The sequence below is a fragment of the Wolbachia endosymbiont of Folsomia candida genome (assembly GCF_001931755.2).
In the GTDB taxonomy this organism is placed as follows: Bacteria; Pseudomonadota; Alphaproteobacteria; order Rickettsiales; family Anaplasmataceae; genus Wolbachia.
This window is the reverse complement of record NZ_CP015510.2, coordinates 1263005-1282509: the sequence shown is the minus strand read 5'-3', so window position 1 is coordinate 1282509 and position 19505 is coordinate 1263005. Positions and strand designations below refer to the sequence as shown.

The 19505-nt window shown below is 33.9% G+C and carries 8 protein-coding genes and 1 pseudogene; 5 read left to right on the top strand and 4 right to left on the bottom strand.

Going from position 1 to position 19505, the window contains the following annotated elements; translation table 11 throughout:
- Positions 1-94 precede the first annotated feature (94 nt).
- Complete coding sequence (gene dprA / locus ASM33_RS05850; protein WP_110410574.1) at positions 95-1216, top strand: DNA-processing protein DprA; 1122 nt, start codon at positions 95-97, stop codon at positions 1214-1216.
- A 184-nt stretch (positions 1217-1400) separates the two neighbouring features.
- Positions 1401-2723 (top strand): annotated as a pseudogene (locus ASM33_RS05845) (M24 family metallopeptidase); the annotation flags it as partial.
- On the opposite strand, the gene ASM33_RS08480 reads toward ASM33_RS05845, so the two are convergent.
- Both ASM33_RS08480 and ASM33_RS05840 read right to left on the bottom strand, forming a co-directional pair.
- Positions 2708-2917, bottom strand: a complete 210-nt coding sequence (locus ASM33_RS08480) for a hypothetical protein (RefSeq protein ID WP_162297609.1) — start codon at positions 2915-2917, stop codon at positions 2708-2710. The pseudogene ASM33_RS05845 and the gene ASM33_RS08480 overlap by 16 nt on opposite strands.
- 254 nt (positions 2918-3171) lie before the next feature.
- Positions 3172-3471 (bottom strand): hypothetical protein, encoded by a 300-nt coding sequence (locus ASM33_RS05840; RefSeq protein ID WP_110409983.1) that lies wholly within the window; start codon positions 3469-3471, stop codon positions 3172-3174.
- Between the two features lie 180 nt (positions 3472-3651).
- On the opposite strand from ASM33_RS05840, the gene ASM33_RS05835 reads away from it, so the two are divergent.
- From ASM33_RS05835 to ASM33_RS05825, 3 genes are all read left to right on the top strand, one after another.
- Positions 3652-5112: a replicative DNA helicase gene (locus ASM33_RS05835; protein ID WP_110409984.1), complete on the top strand. Its 1461-nt coding sequence runs from the start codon at positions 3652-3654 to the stop codon at positions 5110-5112.
- A gap of 151 nt (positions 5113-5263) precedes the next feature.
- Positions 5264-6058, top strand: a complete 795-nt coding sequence (locus ASM33_RS05830) for a hypothetical protein (protein WP_110409985.1) — start codon at positions 5264-5266, stop codon at positions 6056-6058.
- Positions 6059-6088: 30 nt separating this feature from the next.
- On the top strand, positions 6089-7564 hold the full coding sequence (locus tag ASM33_RS05825; protein ID WP_157956338.1) for an IS4 family transposase: 1476 nt from the start codon (positions 6089-6091) through the stop codon (positions 7562-7564).
- Here the strand turns inward: ASM33_RS05825 and ASM33_RS08900 are convergent.
- Together ASM33_RS08900 and ASM33_RS05815 are read right to left on the bottom strand one after the other, a co-directional pair.
- On the bottom strand, positions 7490-7693 hold the full coding sequence (locus ASM33_RS08900; RefSeq protein WP_110409986.1) for a transposase: 204 nt from the start codon (positions 7691-7693) through the stop codon (positions 7490-7492). The two genes, ASM33_RS05825 and ASM33_RS08900, sit on opposite strands and share 75 nt — an antisense overlap.
- Before the next feature lie 46 nt (positions 7694-7739).
- A complete protein-coding gene (locus ASM33_RS05815; RefSeq protein WP_157956387.1) occupies positions 7740-19505 on the bottom strand; it encodes an ankyrin repeat domain-containing protein in 11766 nt (3921 codons plus the stop codon).

Genomic DNA, 19505 nt, shown 5'->3' with positions numbered 1-19505 from the left:
TGTTTATTAATATATATTATAATTTAGACATTAAGATATTATTAAATAATTGTATGGTATGCTCTCAGTTGTATTAATTGATAGAAATTCTCTTATGAAGATAAACAAATTAAACAATGAAGAATTAGAAATATGGTTAAGTTTAGCTAGAACTGTAGGGCCAATAAAATTTTTTAGTATACTAAGAGCTTATGGGTCGCTCAATGAAGCATCAAAATATTTAAATAGGTTAGCTAATAATAAGAAAATATATAGCATTCAAGACGCACAAAAAGAAATCAACGATGCGCAAAAAATTGGAGCTAGAATTATACCAGCATGTGATCCAGATTATCCTGATCTCTTAAGAAATGTGCTAGATTGCCCTCCTGTAATAACTGTACTTGGTGATGTGTCACTGTTAAGTCGTGAAATAATTGCAATAATCGGTGGACGTAATTCTTCAATGAATGGAAGGAATTTTGCTAATAAGTTAGCGCTTGATTTAAGCGAAGCTGGTTTTGTTACTGTTTCTGGGCTTGCGAAAGGAATTGATACTGCAGCAAATAGTGTAATATACAAAAACTATCCAACAATTGCTGTTATAGCAAGCGGAATTGATATAGTGTATCCAAAAGAAAATTTTGATTTGTACAAAAAAATCACTGAGAACGGCGGGTTGGTAATAACTGAGCTTCCATTTTCTATTCAGCCAAAGCCTCAATATTTTCCTCAAAGAAATAGAATTATATCTGGCGTATCGCTTGGTGTTGCAGTAGTTGAAGCATCGAAACACTCTGGTTCCCTAATAACAGCAAATTTTGCTTTAAACCAAGGAAGAGAGGTGTTTGCAGTTTCTGGTTTTCCTTTAGATTCACGCTGTAGTGGTAGCAATTATTTAATCAAAAACGGTGCAAAACTTATTGAATCCGCTGAGGATATAATAGAGAGCATTAGATTCAATTTACCTATGCAACAAAAAAGCCTATTTGAAATTGAACACTATTCTGACTCAAAACTTGACCAGGAAACTGTTAAAAAAGAAAAACTACAACAAGCAAAGTCGGTTTTAGCTGATCATATTAACTCTGTACCTGTTGATGTAGATGAGCTCATTTTGGAAAGTGGATTGCCTACCAATATAGCTTTAATGGCTATTTTAGAGCTAGAGTTGGAAAACAGAATAGAGCGCTCACCAGGAAATAAAATATCACTAGTTTTTAGTACCGACTGTTAATAGACGATTAGGTGACCTTATTGAAAAAAAGTAGAGAGAAAGTTAAGGCGTTTTTGAAGTAAAATAGAATATTAGCATAATAATTTTTGTTCAGCATAGCACTTGTGTTAACAAGCTCTATGCTGTAATATTTCAAGCAATATTTCCCACAAAGTTTCAATTTTTTTAAGTTACGAGGTATTTTATGTCAAAAATAGAAGAATTCCGTTTGTTTATGGATGAAATAAATGTTGACGCATTCATTTTGCACACAAAAGATGAATATTTAAATGAGTATTCAGAGGATCTAAAGCAATTATGTGGGTTTACCGGGACAAATGGGCTACTCATTGTAATAAAGCACAATAAATGCCCATTTTTTACAGATGGACGTTACATTACACAAGCGTGCAGTCAGCTTGATCAAGATACTCTTCAAATATATAACATGCAAGAAAAGGATCCTTATGAATGGGTGAAAGAAAATTTAACATCGACTACTACCTTAAGCTATTATTCGCAATATTTTAGCGTAAAAGATATAAGAAAATATGAGAATGTCTGTAATGTAATACCTTATTCAGTTGAAAAAAGAGATAATCATCAAAAACAAGGGATGGTTTTATACCCAATTCAATATTCTGGTGAAAGTAGTAAGGATAAATGTAAGAGAATAGCTAAAAGCATAATAGATGCTGAAACGATGCTTGTAACTGACCCCAATTCCATTTCATGGTTATTAAATTTAAGAAACGAGAATGCTAAATATACTCCATGTATATTGGCCCGCGCTATACTATATAAAGATGGTAATGTTGATTTATTTATTCAAGACAAAAAACATTCAACTGTAGAAGGAAATCTGGATAGCCATATAAGTATCTTTGATATTGGCGAACTTGAAGGTGCGCTCAATAAATTAAATTCAATAATAATAGATCCAAATACAACTCCGATGAGTATTATGAATATGATAAAAAATAAGCAGCAGGTAATTGAGAAGGAAGATCCTTGCTTACTTCATAAAGCAGTAAAAAATCAAACAGAGATAGCTGGTGCGATCAATGCACATATTAAAGATGGAATTGCAGTTATAAATTTTCTGTATTGGCTTGAAAATAATACAAGCGAAGGAATCACAGAACTAGATGCTGAAGAAAAACTCTTGGAATACAGAAAAGAACAGGACTTATTTAAGCAACCAAGTTTTCCAACAATTTCAGCATTTAATGAAAACGGAGCGATAATTCATTACCGTGCGAGCAGCCAGACGAACAAGGTGATTCAAGTGAATGGATTATATTTGATTGATTCTGGTGGCCAGTACCTTGATGGCACAACTGATGTGACAAGAACTGTAGCAATTGGCAACCCTACTAATGAACAAATAACACACTATACAATAGTGCTCAAAGCTCACATTGCTATAGCCAGTAGCGTTTTTCCCTTAGGAACCACTGGTGGAGAATTGGATATATTAGCGCGTGCACATTTATGGAAATTTGGAATGGACTATATGCACGGCACAGTGTTTGCCAGTGTTATATCCTTTGCTGGACAGTAACGATCGTTTGGATCGCGCTCAAGATCATAATCAACCTGTAGAAGTTGATCTGTTGGGCAATTAGCATAGCCTAGTGTGTCCCAAGGACCATAATAACTAAATTTTTCATCACCATTACATGATTTGGCCTCATAAGCCATAACAGTGGGGCTTAACATAGTACATTTAGTAAGTTTAGCACATTTTGTAACCATAAATTACTCCTAAAATATAAATCATGCCATATTATATATAAATATTATTAAAAAACTTATAATTGTTAAGGTTTACGAAATTGACATAAAAGTGTAGAGATCTAATCTAGATAGTAACTAGATCTTAGGATTCAGTTTAAAGAAAGTTTCTGGATTCCAGCGTTACACGCTGGAATAACAGTTAGATTTTTGTTTCATGTAAAGTGGTATAGCTGAAATTACCAAATCATACAACTACCTAGCGGACATTGAGTATCAGTTGCCAATTTTATACCATCTGCTTCACAAAAATTACCTGTTGAACAGAGTGTAGGATCATAATCAACATATAGAAGGTGATTTGTTTGGCAATGATCATAGCCTAATGTTTTCCAAGAACCATTATAACTAAATTTTTCATCACCCTTACATGATTTGGCATTGTAAACTACAGTATCATCTGGTGAATTGGGATTGTAAACTGCAGGGCGACCATCTGTACCATCACAGTTAGTAAGTTTAGCACATTTTTTAACCATAAATTACTCCTAAAATATATCATGCCATATTGTGTATAAACATTATTAAAAAACTTATAATTATTATAGTTAATGTGAAAAATCTACGTATAGTAAATTTTTGGTACCACCAAAAGGAAGCTAGTCTTTCATGAAAATATATATGTATAATTAGCTACACAAAATTCTCAGGAATATATAATGAATAAATTAGCTAATTTATTGGATAAAGAATTATCAAGAAACATAGACAAAGAGATATGCAAACTGCCGCAGAATATTGAAGCTGAACAAATGTTAATTGGCGCCATGATCCGTGACAATAGGATTTGCGATGCAGTTGAAGATACAATAACAGCAGAAAATTTCTATGATCCATTACATCAGAGTATTTTTACGCAGATATCTAAAACTAGAAAGCATGGTATAGTTGCCAATGAGCTCAGCCTCAAGATGTTTTTTGAAAATGATCAAGCATTCAGTGAGTGCGGAGGTGTTGAATACTTAGCAAAACTTGCAGCTAAAGCAAGCATTGCACTTGATATATATAGTTTGACTAGAATAATCCGAGACACTTATTTGAGGAGGTGTTTAATCAAGCTTGGACAGGAAATAGTTGGTGATAGTTACAACTATGACATTGAAAACCCTGCGCAGATGCAAATTGAACAAGCGATGACGAAATTGTTCAATCTTGCAGTAAAAAAACAGGGTGAAAAAACGTATATAAAGCTCGCAAGCTCTATTAAAGATGTAGTTGAGAAGATTAACATGCTAAAAAATAATCCAGAGGCTCTCGGGATTACAACTGGATATCAGGATCTTAATCAGCTACTTGGTGGTCTGCAAAAATCTGACTTATTAATTCTAGCTGCAAGGCCTTCTATGGGGAAAACAGCACTGGCACTAAATATTGCTCTCAATGCTTGTAAAGTCTTACAAAAGAGAGCTGATAAACAAAATTACGTAGCATTTTTTTCACTAGAAATGTCAGCAGAACAATTAACTGCAAGACTTATCACTATAGATTCAGGAATTAGTTATTATAAAGCATTAACAGGAAAAATCAGCGATTTTGAATTACATGAATTTATTGATACCAGTACTAAATTATCTGATCTACCTTTCATAATAGATGACACTCCTGCTTTGTCGATCAGTGCTCTTCGCACAAGAATACGGTTGCTATATCAATTATATAATATAGAAGTTGTATTTATCGATTATCTCCAATTAATTAGAGGAACTACAAAAAGGAGCAATGAAAATCGAGTGCAAGAAATCTCAGAAGTGACACAAGGGTTAAAAGCAATTGCAAAAGAGCTAAATATTCCTGTTGTTGCGCTATCGCAGCTTTCACGTTCTGTTGAGCAGAGAGATGATAAAAAACCACAGCTTTCTGATTTGCGTGACTCAGGAAGCATAGAGCAAGATGCAGATATAGTAATGTTTCTATACAGAGAAGAATACTATGAACTCAGAAAACAACCAAGTGAAGGAAGCAATAAACATAGAGAATGGCAAGAAAAAATGGAGAAGATTAGAAATATTGCAGAGCTCGTTATTGCAAAACAGCGAAACGGGCCAATTGGAAGCGTTAAGTTGTATTTTGACTCGGGTAGGGGTGCATTTAAAGATTACACTGAAAGGCATAGTTTATAGCTTAGAGGTAGTAATATTTATTTTTATTACCATTTTTTTATTTTTACTATAATTTTATTACTTTTAAACCCGTTTTACAAGAAAAGTATCTTGACTTGTACTTCAACTTATACTATTATTAAGAATAATTTAACTTTTAGGAGACTAAGTCATGGAAAATGATACAAATACAAAAAGTAAAAAAAGTAACAATACATTATACTATACAGCATTTAGTTTAATTGCCTTTTCTTCTTGTGCAGCAGCTGTAATATTAAAGGTAGCCCCTTATGTTGAGTTCTTAGCCCCAGTTGCAGGTTTTGCTACTCCGCCGGCATTTATAGCTCTTGTTATAATTTTCACTATATCAGCTTTGGCAATTTTATATAAGCTATTTAGTAGAAGCAACACTATTTCTCAAGAAGCTAAACCAGTTGAGAAGGAAGAAGTGGTAGAGAAGTGTGATAATGCTGGGCAACCTGCTGTGGTAGCTAGTGCACCTGTTGAAACGGCAGTAAAAACTAGATCTGATGCTGAGCAACCTGAGCAAGTAACTGAAACGTTGGCAGGAAGTGGGTCTGGTGCTGAGCAAGTTGAACAACCTAACCAAACAGAAAAAGAGAAGTCTGATGCTGAGCAAGCTGACCAATCTAATCAAACAGAAAAAGAGAAGCCTGATGCTGAGCAAGTTGAACAACCTAATCAAACAGAAAAAGGGCAACCTAATGCTGAACAAGCTAAACAACCTGAGAAGGCAAAAGGATGGGGTGATTTTTGTCGAACATCTCTAAGCTCAATGTGGAGATGGACTAAGTCTGGTTTCACTACTGCAAAAGAATGGACGTATGATCCAGCATGTAAAGGAGCTGAGTATGTGGAAGAAAGAACAGGTCTAAACCCAGGTACTGTTGCTGGTGTGGCTGTTTGTTCTACGGCTGTTGGTGCTTACTTTTACCCACAAATATAAAAAAGCTAGTAAAATAGCAAATTCATATATTTGATAAAGGGTTTAAAAATGTACGGAGTAAATACAAATACGCAATATACTGATAGCTTAGGGGACAAATGGCTAGAAAGAGAGTTGAGACATGTTAATCTGGGAGATATAAGGCTTAATAAGAGGCTTATTACAACAAGTTATCTTATAGAGCGTAAGGCATCTGGATCAATTAATCAAAGTTGTGGTGGATGGAAAGAAGCTAAGGGCGCGTACAGGTTGTTTAGTAATGAAAAGCTTGAGGCCGAGAAAATTTATTCTTCTCATCATAAAGAAACAGCGGAAAGGATAAAAGGAAATAAGCTTATATTTTCAATCCAAGATACTAGTTATTTGGATTTTGACTCTCATATAAATACCAAAGGGCTAGGCAGTATTTCTAAAGCTTATACAAAGCATAAAAAGGGTTTGCTGCTGCATAGTGCCTTAATGGTCAGTAAAGAAGGATTACCTTTAGGTTTATCTTCTCAACAGTGCTGGGCGCGTCCCGCTAGAAAAGAAGAAACAGCAAAAGAAAAAGCAAATAGGAAATACCGTACTTCTATAGAGGAGAAAGAAAGTTATAAGTGGATAGCAGCACTAAAAGAAACCATAAATAACGTTTCCAAAGATGTACAACTTGTCACTCTTGGTGATAGGGAAGCAGATATCTTCAAATTTTTATGGATAGCTGAATCATTGGGTAGTTTTTATGTAATCCGTAACCGAGCTAATAGAAAATTTATCTGTACTGAAGAGGGAAAAACAGATTTGCAAACACGCATAGCTCAACTTCCGGTAAAAGAGAAAATCGTCTTGGAAGTTGCTAAAAACGGGCACCAGAAGTCAAGAAAAGCAAATATTGAAGTAAAATATATGAAAGGCTATATACCTATCAGAGCGCCTTACATTTATGGGTCAAAAGATACAGCACATAAAATAAGTGATAAAGTCGCTGTATATGTGGTAAGCGCAAAGGAAATGGATCCTCCTAAAGGAGTTGAAGCTATCGATTGGACTTTGTTAACTAATGTACCAGTTAATAGCACTTTAGATGCCATAGAAAGGATAAATTGGTATAAGCTACGATGGAAAATTGAAGAATACTTTAGAATTTTAAAATCAGGATGTAAAATAGAAAGCTCTCGTTTAACTACAAAGGAAAGGCTACAGAAATTAATTGCTATAAAGAGCATTATTACATTTAAAATTTTATATTTAACAAAAGTGGCTTTATCGCATCCTATGGAGGCTTGCACTAAGGTTCTAAGCAATGAAGAGTGGAAAGCTCTTTACATACGTGAGCATCAAGTGGCCACATTGCCCGAAGAACCTCCAAACATAAAACAAGCTATTATTTGGTTAGGAAAATTAGGTGGGTTTATGAATAGAAAAGGTGATAATTTACCAGGAAGTATGACTCTATGGCGAGGCTATGAAAATCTTAGAGAGAGCATGGTTATGCTTCACATAATAACTTCTCAAAGTTATGGGTAAAAGTAAGCCTAATACACTGGAGGCTATATCTAGATCTCTTGCTATTCTTGCAATTGGTTTCCTTGTATCTTTGAATAATTTTACAACCTCTAATTTGAACTCTTTCGTGAACTTTCTTCCATTAGACATATGAACCTCTTTTAAAAACCTTTTTATAAAAATTAAATTTCATATTTTACCGTATTCTCTTTACACCTGAATTTTCTATTGCTACATCACCCAGTAAGCTTTTTGGTTTATCTTCTTGAAGTACTGGTTTAACTTGAGATAATGTATCTACATTTATTGGTTTTTGTTTTTCTAAAAGCAACTCAACTTCTTTTTCAGCTAAGACCTCTTTTAGACGATCATCTAAATAATTTAAAAACTTACAAGTCTGCTTAAACTCAGGACAAGCCTCTTTTGCAGATGAGTATAAGGTTTTTGATATTTCAGAAAAATTACCACTTCTTAGGTGCTGAGCTATAGCTGAACTTACTGGTACTGGATTAAAGTTTAAATTCGTTACTGATATCCCAGTCTTAATAGCTGTTTCATTTAATACTTGCTCAAACTTTTCCGTAATATTGAGCGCGTAGCCTTGTGCATTCAGTAAAGATAGAGAATGATCTTCTGAAGAAATAAACTTTTGACCTGTGACCTTTCTAATAAGTAAATCAAGCAGCATTATTGTACCATCAACATTTACTTGTACATCAACTTGTGATAGCGAGCTTTGAGTCGTATTGTTTTCAGGTAAAGCAGCTCTAGAATTAAATAACCCACCTATAGAACCTTTTACCCAACCGAATAAATCATTTATCAACGAAGATGCTCTTATAGCACTGCTCGTGGCTTTCTCTTCAGCAACGTGGTTCCAATCTTTCATGACAGGAGTGGCATTATTTTGGGCAACAAAAAGTTCAAGATCATCTGATACATTTGTAATAGGAATCTCTTTAATAGCACGACGGCTGCGTTGATGTTCTCTAGTATTTTGATGGTTTAATAAAGCAACAATTTCTCTTTTACCTTGTTGTTCTGCTATATGAAGAGGTGTCTCACCACCATCAGTTCTAGCATTAATGTTAGCACCCTTATTCAGTAATGCTAAAATTGTTTTTTTATTACCACTTGATACTGCCCAATGAAGAGCTGTCCACCCTCCTATTGTTTTTGCATTAATATCAGCACCTTCGTCCAATAAAGCTAGGGCTACTTCCTTATGACCTTTTTCAGCAGCTTTATGCAGCGATGTCCAATTACCATTAGTCTTAGCATTAACATCAGCTCCTTTATCTATAAGATATTTTACTAGATCTAAATTATTAGAAGATGCTGCTTCGTGGAGAATAGTATTGCCATAATTGTCTTTAGTGTTAATACCAATGCTCTTCTCCTCTACCAGATATTTTACTAGATCTAAATTGCCAGAATAAGCAGCATAGTGAAGAGAAGTCTTACCGTCATTGTCCTTAGTGGTTACATCAACTTCCTTCTCATCTACTAAATATTCTACCAGATCCAAACTTCCAGAAAATGCAGCATGGTGAATAGGAGTCCTACCATCATTTCCTCTACTTTCTACATCAACTCCCTTTTCATCTACTAGATATTCTACTATGTCTAAATTACCAGAAGATGCAGCTTCGTGAAGAATAGTATTACCATCATTAGCCTTTGTGTTAGCATCAACTTTCTTCTCATCTATAAGACGTTTTATTAAACCCCAGTTAAGCCATTCATAGTAATAAGGATTATAAATCTTTTGCGTATCTTTCTCTGCTACACAACTATAAATACCATTTCTTATGTCCATGCCTACAAGTAAGTATTTAAATTCTTCTTCGTCACTTAATTCTTCTAGCTGGGTTATACCATATTTACTTATTAAATGCTGAATCTCTGATACTTCTGATAAATCTACCTCTATTGTTTGGTTAAACTTCAGCACAGAAACATGGTTCCAATTCTCTATCGTAAAACTATCTTTGGCAGCAAAACATTGATCCAGATCTTTAAGTAACAAGTGCTTTTCTTTATCATGATCTTTTAATGATAAATTAGTGTGGCCTTTTACTATCAACCATCTTAATGCCTCTACTACCTGACTATCTTGTAAAACTTCTTTTAACTTTTCTTTGTTATAAAGAGTAGAATATGCAGCTACAAACTCTTGTTGATCTTCTTCAGAGTCAAAACCTAGGCAATTATAAGTATTAATACCGTTTACTATTCCATTACTTGCAAGTAAATATTTTAGGCCATTTACTACTTCATTGTCTAACTTTTCTAGTTGTTCATCCAAAGCATTACTCACTGCAGCTTTATTGATTACAGCCTGAATTTCTGCAACTTCTGACAAATCAAATTTATCTAATTTTCTGACTTCTATTGATGATTTATCTTCCTGACCAAACCTCAACATTGAAACTCTATGATCTGTGTCGTTCCAATTCTTTATGACAAACGTGGCATTATTTTGAGCAGCAAAAAAGACAAGATCATTGTTATCAACTGATACCTCAATACCAGAAGGGTCTTTAAGTAATAATATTCCTACTCGTTTATCATCTGGCTCTACTGTAGTTAAACTGCCATTTACAAACCTCTGGTTGTGATGAATAGTAGAGTTAAAACTAGACATCCTATATTCTCTAAAACTGTCATAATAGCTACTTCTTATCTCATCTTGATAATTTATTGCAATTTTGGCTAATTCAGATAACTGCTTAGAACTTAGCTTTTCTTTACTACGAAAATTTAATGTAAAGTTTCCATATTGGTTGCCATAGAAGTTTTCTACCTTAACTATTAGTGGTTGATCATCCATTAACATGAGGTCATTTCCATATCTATAAAACCTTATGTCATCTAGCTTAGCGTCCACTATAACTTCTGGATTATTTTGCACCTTTTCTGCCGATAATAAAAACATGTACTGACCTTTTGTCGCATGGAAGAAAGGTACTAGCTGCACATAAGACTGTTTACTTGGCCATGGTAAAAATGTGTTTTTGTCTTTATCTATTATTGTTAAGTGTCTATAACTGCTATTTCTAAAGAAATTTTCTACTTTGATGTTTGCTGTTACGTTGCCTGTAGCTATATGCAAATCATCTTCAACTCTATTGGTTTCAATTGAATCTGTAGGTAAGTAAAGTATATCAAGAGCTTTTTTCTCATCGTAGTTGTTGATTGTAACATTAGCTTTCTCACATGAAATCAGACTATAAACATCACTTTCTTCATTACCTTGAGCAAAAGTGACATTTTGAGTTAGCGGTATTACATCACTACCTTCAGAGCCAAAGATCATATTGTTTCTTGCTGTGTCCCTCACTACTCCATAGACTGTATAGTTGCCATTAACTTGAGAAATTTCTTGGTAGCGCTGAGCAACTTCAGCTCTAGTTGTTAAATTAGTTTCTGCTTTTAAGTTGAAGTGTGTAGAATTTGACTGAATGATAGGTTCAATAACACTGCCATACTTATCAATCAGTAGATAATTATGATTATTTTCTTTATCTAAATAATTTTGAACATCAAGTATAAATGTACCATCTTGAATCTCAATTGATAACGTATTGTTTGTAGATGAATAACTAATATTTGAAGCTCTTTGTAATAATGCAGTATCAGAAAATATTACAAATCCTTTGCCTTCACCCCTTATTTCAGCATGACCAGCACTTGGTTTAATGTAAAAAGTATTGTCAGATTCATTACTTACTACCTTAGTATTTCCTGTAACTATCACCTTTCTGCAGTTACTTACAACATCGCTATTTCCACTATTACCACCACGACTATCTATTACTATTTTATTATTCATGTTCTGACAATCAACATGTTCTGCTTCTGCCTTTCTACCAATAAAATGATTAATATTTTCAGCAGTCATTTGGGCTTCTTGAGTGGTGACGATATTATTTTCATAAGATAATCCTTTACTTTTTAACTGGCTCACATCAAGTACATTAGTTGCATTTGCTGTGCCACCAGAAACCCTACCAAAGAAATTATCATCGGTTAAAGTAAAGACATTGCTGGTATGATTGCTGCCATATATTTTTGTTCCACCTTGGGCAATATTGAATTGATTATTATACTTACTGCTACTTACTATCAGACCATTTCCATTTACCAAACTTAAATCAAACACCATAGTTGGGTTTTCCATAGTATCATTCTTACGGCCAACTATTATAGCATTGTGACAATGATAAATAGCTGTAGAAGAATTGCTGTACAATGCAGGGCTATCGCCATACCCACTATCCCAATGAGGGACAAGAAAATCACTATGAGGAACAGTGTACACTGGTTTTCTACCAATGAAGCTGTTGTCATATTCGTAATCACGGTGAGTAAACTGAGGAAGACAAAGCATTTCTGCTTCAGAAGAAGGAGATACTGGAACAATACGTGATAAATTTCGACCATTTCTTTCGTTGCTTGGGCTGGACATACCAATAGAGCTACTACTTGGTTCCACTTTCACCTCTTTTGGTTTTGGTAATAATTCTTTGATTGCTTCTTCTAAGTCCTGGTGGTCAGGAATATGAATATCGTTTCTTAATTTGGCACCTATGATAGATTGCTCCATGTCACCTATCATTCTTTTAGAACGAGAATGAGTATCATCGACAAATCTAATCTCTCCAAGCCCCATACCATAAGCAGCTACCTGAGTATTGTTCTGCAGATATTCCCATGCTTGCTCAGCTAATTTATTTACTACATCTTTCCTTGCTGCAAGGTATTGTACATCCTCAGGTGGTAGTTGCAGGGCAAATGTATGCCAAAATAGTCGAAACTCTTGATTAGTTGTTAATTTATACTTCTTATACTCAATGACCATACTTGTACCACTATAAAGTCCTTGACCAATAAGAATTCCAAGACCAACTACAGTGCCAGCACCTGGTTTTCCAAGAGCAGTAAATGCAACACCTGTGACCACTGATGTACCAGAAAAAGCAACTCCTGCTATGCTATCTCTCCATTCTTTAGAGCCTTTTTTGCTATTTGCTAAATCAATTGATGAACTGACTAAATCATAAATATCAAATGGACTAGTAATCAGGCCAGCAAATCCTCTTGTTAAGAAAATACCATGTTTCATCTGTTTAATAACTTGTGGCGCTACTTTTACCACACCATCTTCAATTAGCTGTGAAAAAAGGGAAAAACCAATTTCTCCTGAGCCAAGTAAAAAACCTTGAGTATCCCCATAGCGTATTGAGTGAGCAATATCGTAATAGCCTTTAACCATACTGATTCTTCCTGCTGCATTAGTTAGTCTATTTGGCCAATGTTTAGTGTTTGCTACTTCAAGATAATATGGCAAAGCTTTAATTGATTGCTCTACTGGTCCTTTCAAAATCTTATTTAACTGATAAGAATCTAACATTTGACCATCTTCAGAGAGAACTAAATCCTTAATCGTTTTAGCATCTTTAATTTCTCCCATTGATCCATCAAAAGGCAAAGAAGAAACCTTTTGTTGAACAATCTCTTTTGTATTACCTTTAAGGTTTTCTAAATATTCACGAGCTGTGATCTTTATTTTTCCTGAGCTTAAATTTTCTACTAAATCTTCACTGCTCATCTCAGAATTAATTAGTATAGGAGCGCTCCCCTCTGCATGTAATTTAGCTCCCATGTCATACAATATTACTCTAGATACCTGCTCACCATCAACATCAATCAGGCCATGCTCTTGATCTTGCAGAGAAAGAAGATGTCGTTCCGTTTGAATTGGATTTTCCAAGATTTCTTTTTGCTCAGTTGTTAATGCATTATTTGCCTCTGTAACATCAAAGTGCTCTACTAAGAATCCTTCTTCAGCAATCTCATAGCCAGCATACTTTACACCTTTTTCCACAACTTTCATCAGTTGATCAACAGTCTTTAAACCTGACACCAGAGCAACGTTACTATCAAAATAGGTATAAGTATCTCCTGTACGATATATGGCAACTACGTGATTACTTGCTACTAAATGAATAGCAAAGTCATCAGTGAGTCCACTTACATAAAGAGACAAATCTTCAAGTATCTTATAGCTTTTTACATGACTTAAAGATGAAGGTAAACTACTTGTAGGTGAATTTAATTCTGCTTCAGCACTATCGAGCAAACGACTAAGAGCAAAGATTTCTTTTTCTTCCCGAGAAGATACCTGCTTACCTTGAGCTATGCGTTCGTAGAGTTCTGCTGAGGTTTGTAAATTACTTAAGAATGATTCATGTACTTGCTGCCCCAAAAATAACTCCTGAGAAAGCATGCGAGTAATAGCTGCACATTTTCCGTTGATCTGAATATTTCTACTCTCAAATGATGGTAAATATAGTCCTTGCTTTACTGCTTGTGCTTCAACTTCAGGAAAGTTACCATTTACATATTTATTTAACTTTACAAATGACTTTTGTTGCTCTAAGTATATCTGTTGAACTAAGCTGTTATCAGTATCAGAACTTTCAACAGTACCAGATAATTGATCAGACATTTCACTATCAGAAGAGCCTTTATTTAAAAGTTTAACCACATCTTGGTGACCACTTTCAAGAGCACATTGTGATAATTCTTGTTTTTGATTCGCGTTAAGGTCGTTCACATCAAAAAGAGACAATTCATTCTCTAACTCTAACAATAATATAACAATTTCCCAATATTTACTCTGAGCAGCTAGACTTATTGGAGTGCTATCATCCTGGGTATTTTGAGTATTAAAAGAAACTTCACCTTCATTATAGTAAGTTAAAAAATACTTAACAATTTCTAAATGACCATTTTTAGCAGCCAGGCCTAATGGTTGCATGCCTTTTCGACTATAATCAGCAGAGTTAATGAAAGATTCTCCTCCTTCATTAATATAACGCATAACTTCATTCAAGCTTCCTTGTTCTACAGCATCAAATAATTGATGAATAGAGTTTAATAAACTAGTAATATCTTCATGATTGCTGGCAAGATCTAACGGTGTTTTACCATCATTATCAGGCATGTTAAAAAATGCACCATGAAACAATAAATCTTCTACAATCTCCTTATGGCCCTCTTGAGCAGCATAGTGCAATGGAGATCTGCCTTTATACAAAATGTCAGACCTTAGTGACTCATGAACCAGAATCTCAAAAGCAATTTTACTATAGCCTTTTTGAGCAGCTAAGTGTAATAGTGACATACCTCTATAGTAAAAATCATCATTTTGTAAATCCGAAGCTAATCCGTCTTTAAAAAGCAACTCAACAATTTCTATATGACCATATTGAATAGCGTAGTATATCGGTGTTAACTGAAATTTATCATAAAGGAGTTTTGCATAACGTTCTAATAAAAAATTAGCAATCGCTATGCGACCATGCTTTGCAGCAAAGTGTAATGGTGTAAAGTCATGACCCAGTGTTTTAACATTAATATCAGCATCTTCATTCAATAGTACCTTAACAATTTCTAGATTATCATTTTGAACAGCTATGTGCAGTGGCGCATTACCATTTACATCCTTACTATTAATAAGATCACTTAATGTACTAGGATCAACTTGTTTTACATGATCCAGTAAAGCCTTGATTACTTCTAAATGATCATTTTGAACAGCTATGTGGAATAAGGTAGCCTTCTCTCTAGTTTTAGCATTAACTTTAGCCCCCCTTTTAAGTAGAGTCTCAACTATCTCTAAGTAACCCTTTTGAACAGCTAAGTGTAGCGGCTGCATGCCTTCATAATTAGCAAAGTTAATGTCTGCTTTATCTATGCATTGAATAACTTCGTCCAAATTTCCTTGTTCCACAGCATCAAATAATTGATGAATAGAGTTTAATAAACTAGTGATATCTTCATGATTGCTGGCAAGATCTAACGGTGTTTTACCATCATTATCAGGCATGTTAAAAAATGCTCCATGAAACAATAAATCTTCTACAATCTCCTTATGGCCCTCTTGAGCAGCATAGTGCAATGGAGATCTGCCACCATTTTTGGTTTTAGCATTAACTATAACATCAGGCTCTATGGAATTGCTAAGAATACGGTTAACATCGTTTATGTTATTTTCTTTTACAGCTCTAAATAATTGACTGACTGAGTCCAATAAATGTGTAATACTTTCATCTTTAGAAAGGCCTGAAGGTGTATTACCTTCATTGTCAATAATATCATCAAAAAATGCACCACTATATTTTAGTAAAGATTTTACTACCTCTTGATTTCGCTCTTGTATAGCATAGTGTAGAGATGTTTTACCATGATTGTCTTTAATATTAGCATCGGCACTCTTACTTATTAGAAAATTAAAAACATTCTCAGTGTTAGTGATAGTGTGATGCAACGCTGTCTTACCTTGATCATCTTGGGCATTTACATCGTTCAAAATATTTTCTAATAAAAATGAAGCAACAGGTAAAGAAGCTTGACATAATAATTTCATGATAAAAGTATTACCAATATTCATGCCCTTTATAATATTCTTTACGTCTACGTCCTTTCCATCAGAGAGCAGCTTATCTAAAAAAATAAGAGAAATGTCTAAATCACGTTCTTCAATAATCATATGCAATGGTGTTTTACCTTGCTTATCTCTAATGCTAGGATCAGCACCGCCTGGTATTAGGTATTCTTGAACGATATCTCCATCAAAAGGATTTGCAGCATAATGTAAAGGTGTTCTACCCTCGTCATCTGGAATATTAGGATCCTGTACCAATGATAAGAGTTCTAGAACGGCTAAATCATTCCCACTCTCAATATATAAATGTAGTAATGTTTTACCACCTTTAAACCGCATACTACCATCAATAGTATTTTTAAAATTATCTAACTCAAGTAATTTAGGAAGCAAATACATCATAAAGACGTTATCTTGATTAGCTATAAACAGAAATGTGTTTTGGTACCTATCCTTAGCATTTGCAACTTGCTTTAAAATTCTAAGATCTTTGGTATTGCTAAAAAAATACTCAATAATTTCAATAGTAGGTTTCAATCCAGCCTGTTGTGATGCAGCATAGTGCAATGGTGTCCAACCAAAAAGCTTATCAGCGGTAATTACATTTGCACCTTTACCAAGCAGAACACTAACAACATCCAAATGACCGTTTTGAGCAGCCAAGTGTAAAGGAGTCCTTCCATAAGTATCACAAACATTCACCTCATCTCCTTTTAATTCTCCAATTCGTTGTAAATCACCACCTAAAGCAGCAATGTGCATTACCTTACCTGCAGCAAATTTATAATCAAGAAAAGCTGGGATCAATGACCTATGTGAGTGAAATTCAACAATAGTGTTATATAAAAAATCTGATACTAATTCATATTTTTCGTGCTTGCTCAACCTATCAGCAAGGAAATCAGCAAAAAAATATTCGGCAAAAGAAAAATGAATGAATCTAGGTTTATCATTAACAACTTGATCAATAATACCTGTTTTTTCATGACCTTGCTTTATATTTTCTATTAAATCATGTACTTCTTCTATTTCCTGTTTAGAAAGCAACTCTGCTAGCTTATCTTCTTTCAATAATAAGGCATATAAAGCTAATTTCCTGTGGCTCTCCACAAACTCCTTACGCTCTTTCTTAATTATCTTTCGTGTATCTGGATCAGCAGTATCCATACCAGGCTTTTTTTCTCCGAAGCGAATTTCATCAAACTTTATCTTAATAAAACGCTCATATAGAGTAGCCAAGTTCAGCTTTTCACTAAGTTTTTGCTTATGTTCATCAGAAAGCTCTTGCACCCCAGAATAATAAAATTCTTTAAAAGTATCTTGAAAGACCTCAGCAATCATACTCATTTGTAACGGTATCTCCATAAAGTCCTTTTCTTGATTGTTAATGGATTTAGAAAACCTTTCCAACAGCTCATCAGTGAAAGTACTAAAACGGTTCTTATCTAATGCATTAAGCTTCAAGTTTTTTTTCCAAAATTTCTCTAAAAAGCTCCTCTGATCATCTTCAAGAAATGACTTTAGTGTATGTGAAAATGTACTTAACTTATCTTCTAGTTCACTTTGAATATTATAAGAGCGAGTGGTTACCCATAGCTTTTCTACTTTAGTACCTTTTAATGTTTGCAATAAGCTTATACCTTCTTTTTTATAATCAGGACTAATCTCATCAAATCCATCAAATAGTAATGTAATTTTACCTTGATTATAAAAATAATTAAATAATTCTATTTCTAGTAAAGCTAACCCTTTGATCTTTTTCTCTCCATTGTCTTTTAAAGCTATTTCAACATCATTTTCTATAGTGACAAGCTCAAGAATATTAGTAATAACTTGCTCTTTTTTCTCCTTTGTTTGTTCTCCATTTTCTTTAAATGCCTGAAAATCTATAGCTCTATACAGAAACTTTACAGCTTCTGCATTGTTAATCTCTATGTTGCCTTTCTTCCATTTGCTAAATTCACTTGCATGATCTAGCAAGTTAATTCTTACAATCCATAGAGCAGGTAAATTAGGTTCTGCTTTTGTTTGAATCGCTAAACGTGTCAGTACAGTAGATTTACCCATACCAGGTTCTGCACTGATAATTACTACCTTATCAGCAATACTAGTAATTTCTTTTACCGGATATTCACTAATGCTTTCTGTATCTATGAATCCACGTAAATTTGATAATTTACCACGAGACTGTTGCCATACAAACTCATTACCATCTTTTTTGAGCCAATGAATATTACGTTCTTTATATTTATTACATAATCTCTTAAAATCCTCATCTATATCTATGTCAGAAATTAACACTATATCTTGATCTTTCTGAAGTTTCGATTCATCAACTTGGCTGCTACTAGTAATTAAAAACTTAGATGGTTCTTTCTTAAAGTCTTCTTTAATTTTTACCTGACGATTAAATGTTCGGGGAATATAATAGTCTTTAACATCACCTAAATCTTGAAGTGCTTTACCTATCTTTATTTCATCACCGTCAATAAGCTTAGATAATACTTTTGCATTTATTAGATGTTTTGACTCTTGATCTATTAATGTACCTAAACTTACCTTCTCTCCTTGAAATATAACTTGTCCTTCCTTTAGAAGTTTTTCCTGCGATTCAATTGTAAGATCAGTCAAGCTATTCTTTTCATCTCTTCTTTCTTCATACTTATCATACTTAGAAAAATTATCTTTAAATTTCTCAGCTAGGGCGTTATTCTCTTGAGTAATAAGAATAATTTTTTTATTACTACTACGCTGTATTTTGTTAGATAATTGATTATATAGTACCTGCATGTTTCCATCCACAGCTTTACATTCAATTACTAATAGATTATTAGTTGCTTCTGAGTTAAAAGCTTCTATTACACGATCTTGTATACGTAAAAGAGAGCTGAGACGTATAAAAATGTGGCTATCATCCTTTTGATATTCAGATATATCTTTTAAAGTTTGATATATTTTAATTGCACCCAATATAGTCTTGTGCGGGCTAATTAAGTTAAAAATTTGTTTATCACTGGAAGTTAAAAAACTCTGTAACTCTGTTGGATCTTCACTAAAGGCAATGCCAAAATCTTGAACTTTAGCACGATATTCTAAGGTAGGACCGATCAACACTAATTTGGAAATTTTTTGTTTTGCTTCATTGAAAAATGCTTGACCATCTTCATGAGTAAGAAAGCGTCCTTTTTTTTCTTTCATCCAATCCAGCATGTCTTTTTGAAACTTACTTGCTGCGAATTCACTATCAATTAAATTGATATCCTTATTTTCACCCATTTCAGCTTCAATGATATTACCTAACTCAACTTCATTAGGTTGGTTAACTGCAAACACTAATTTTTCAAGAAACTCTTTTATTTCTACATCTATATCTATATTCTGCCCTTGTATTTCCTTTTTTACTTCATCACCTTGTTTTAAATGTAAAGCTACATCATTACTATTTTCTAATTTATACCTTGCACCACTACCTACATCTAAAAAATTATCATTAGGCTCTGTGAACAA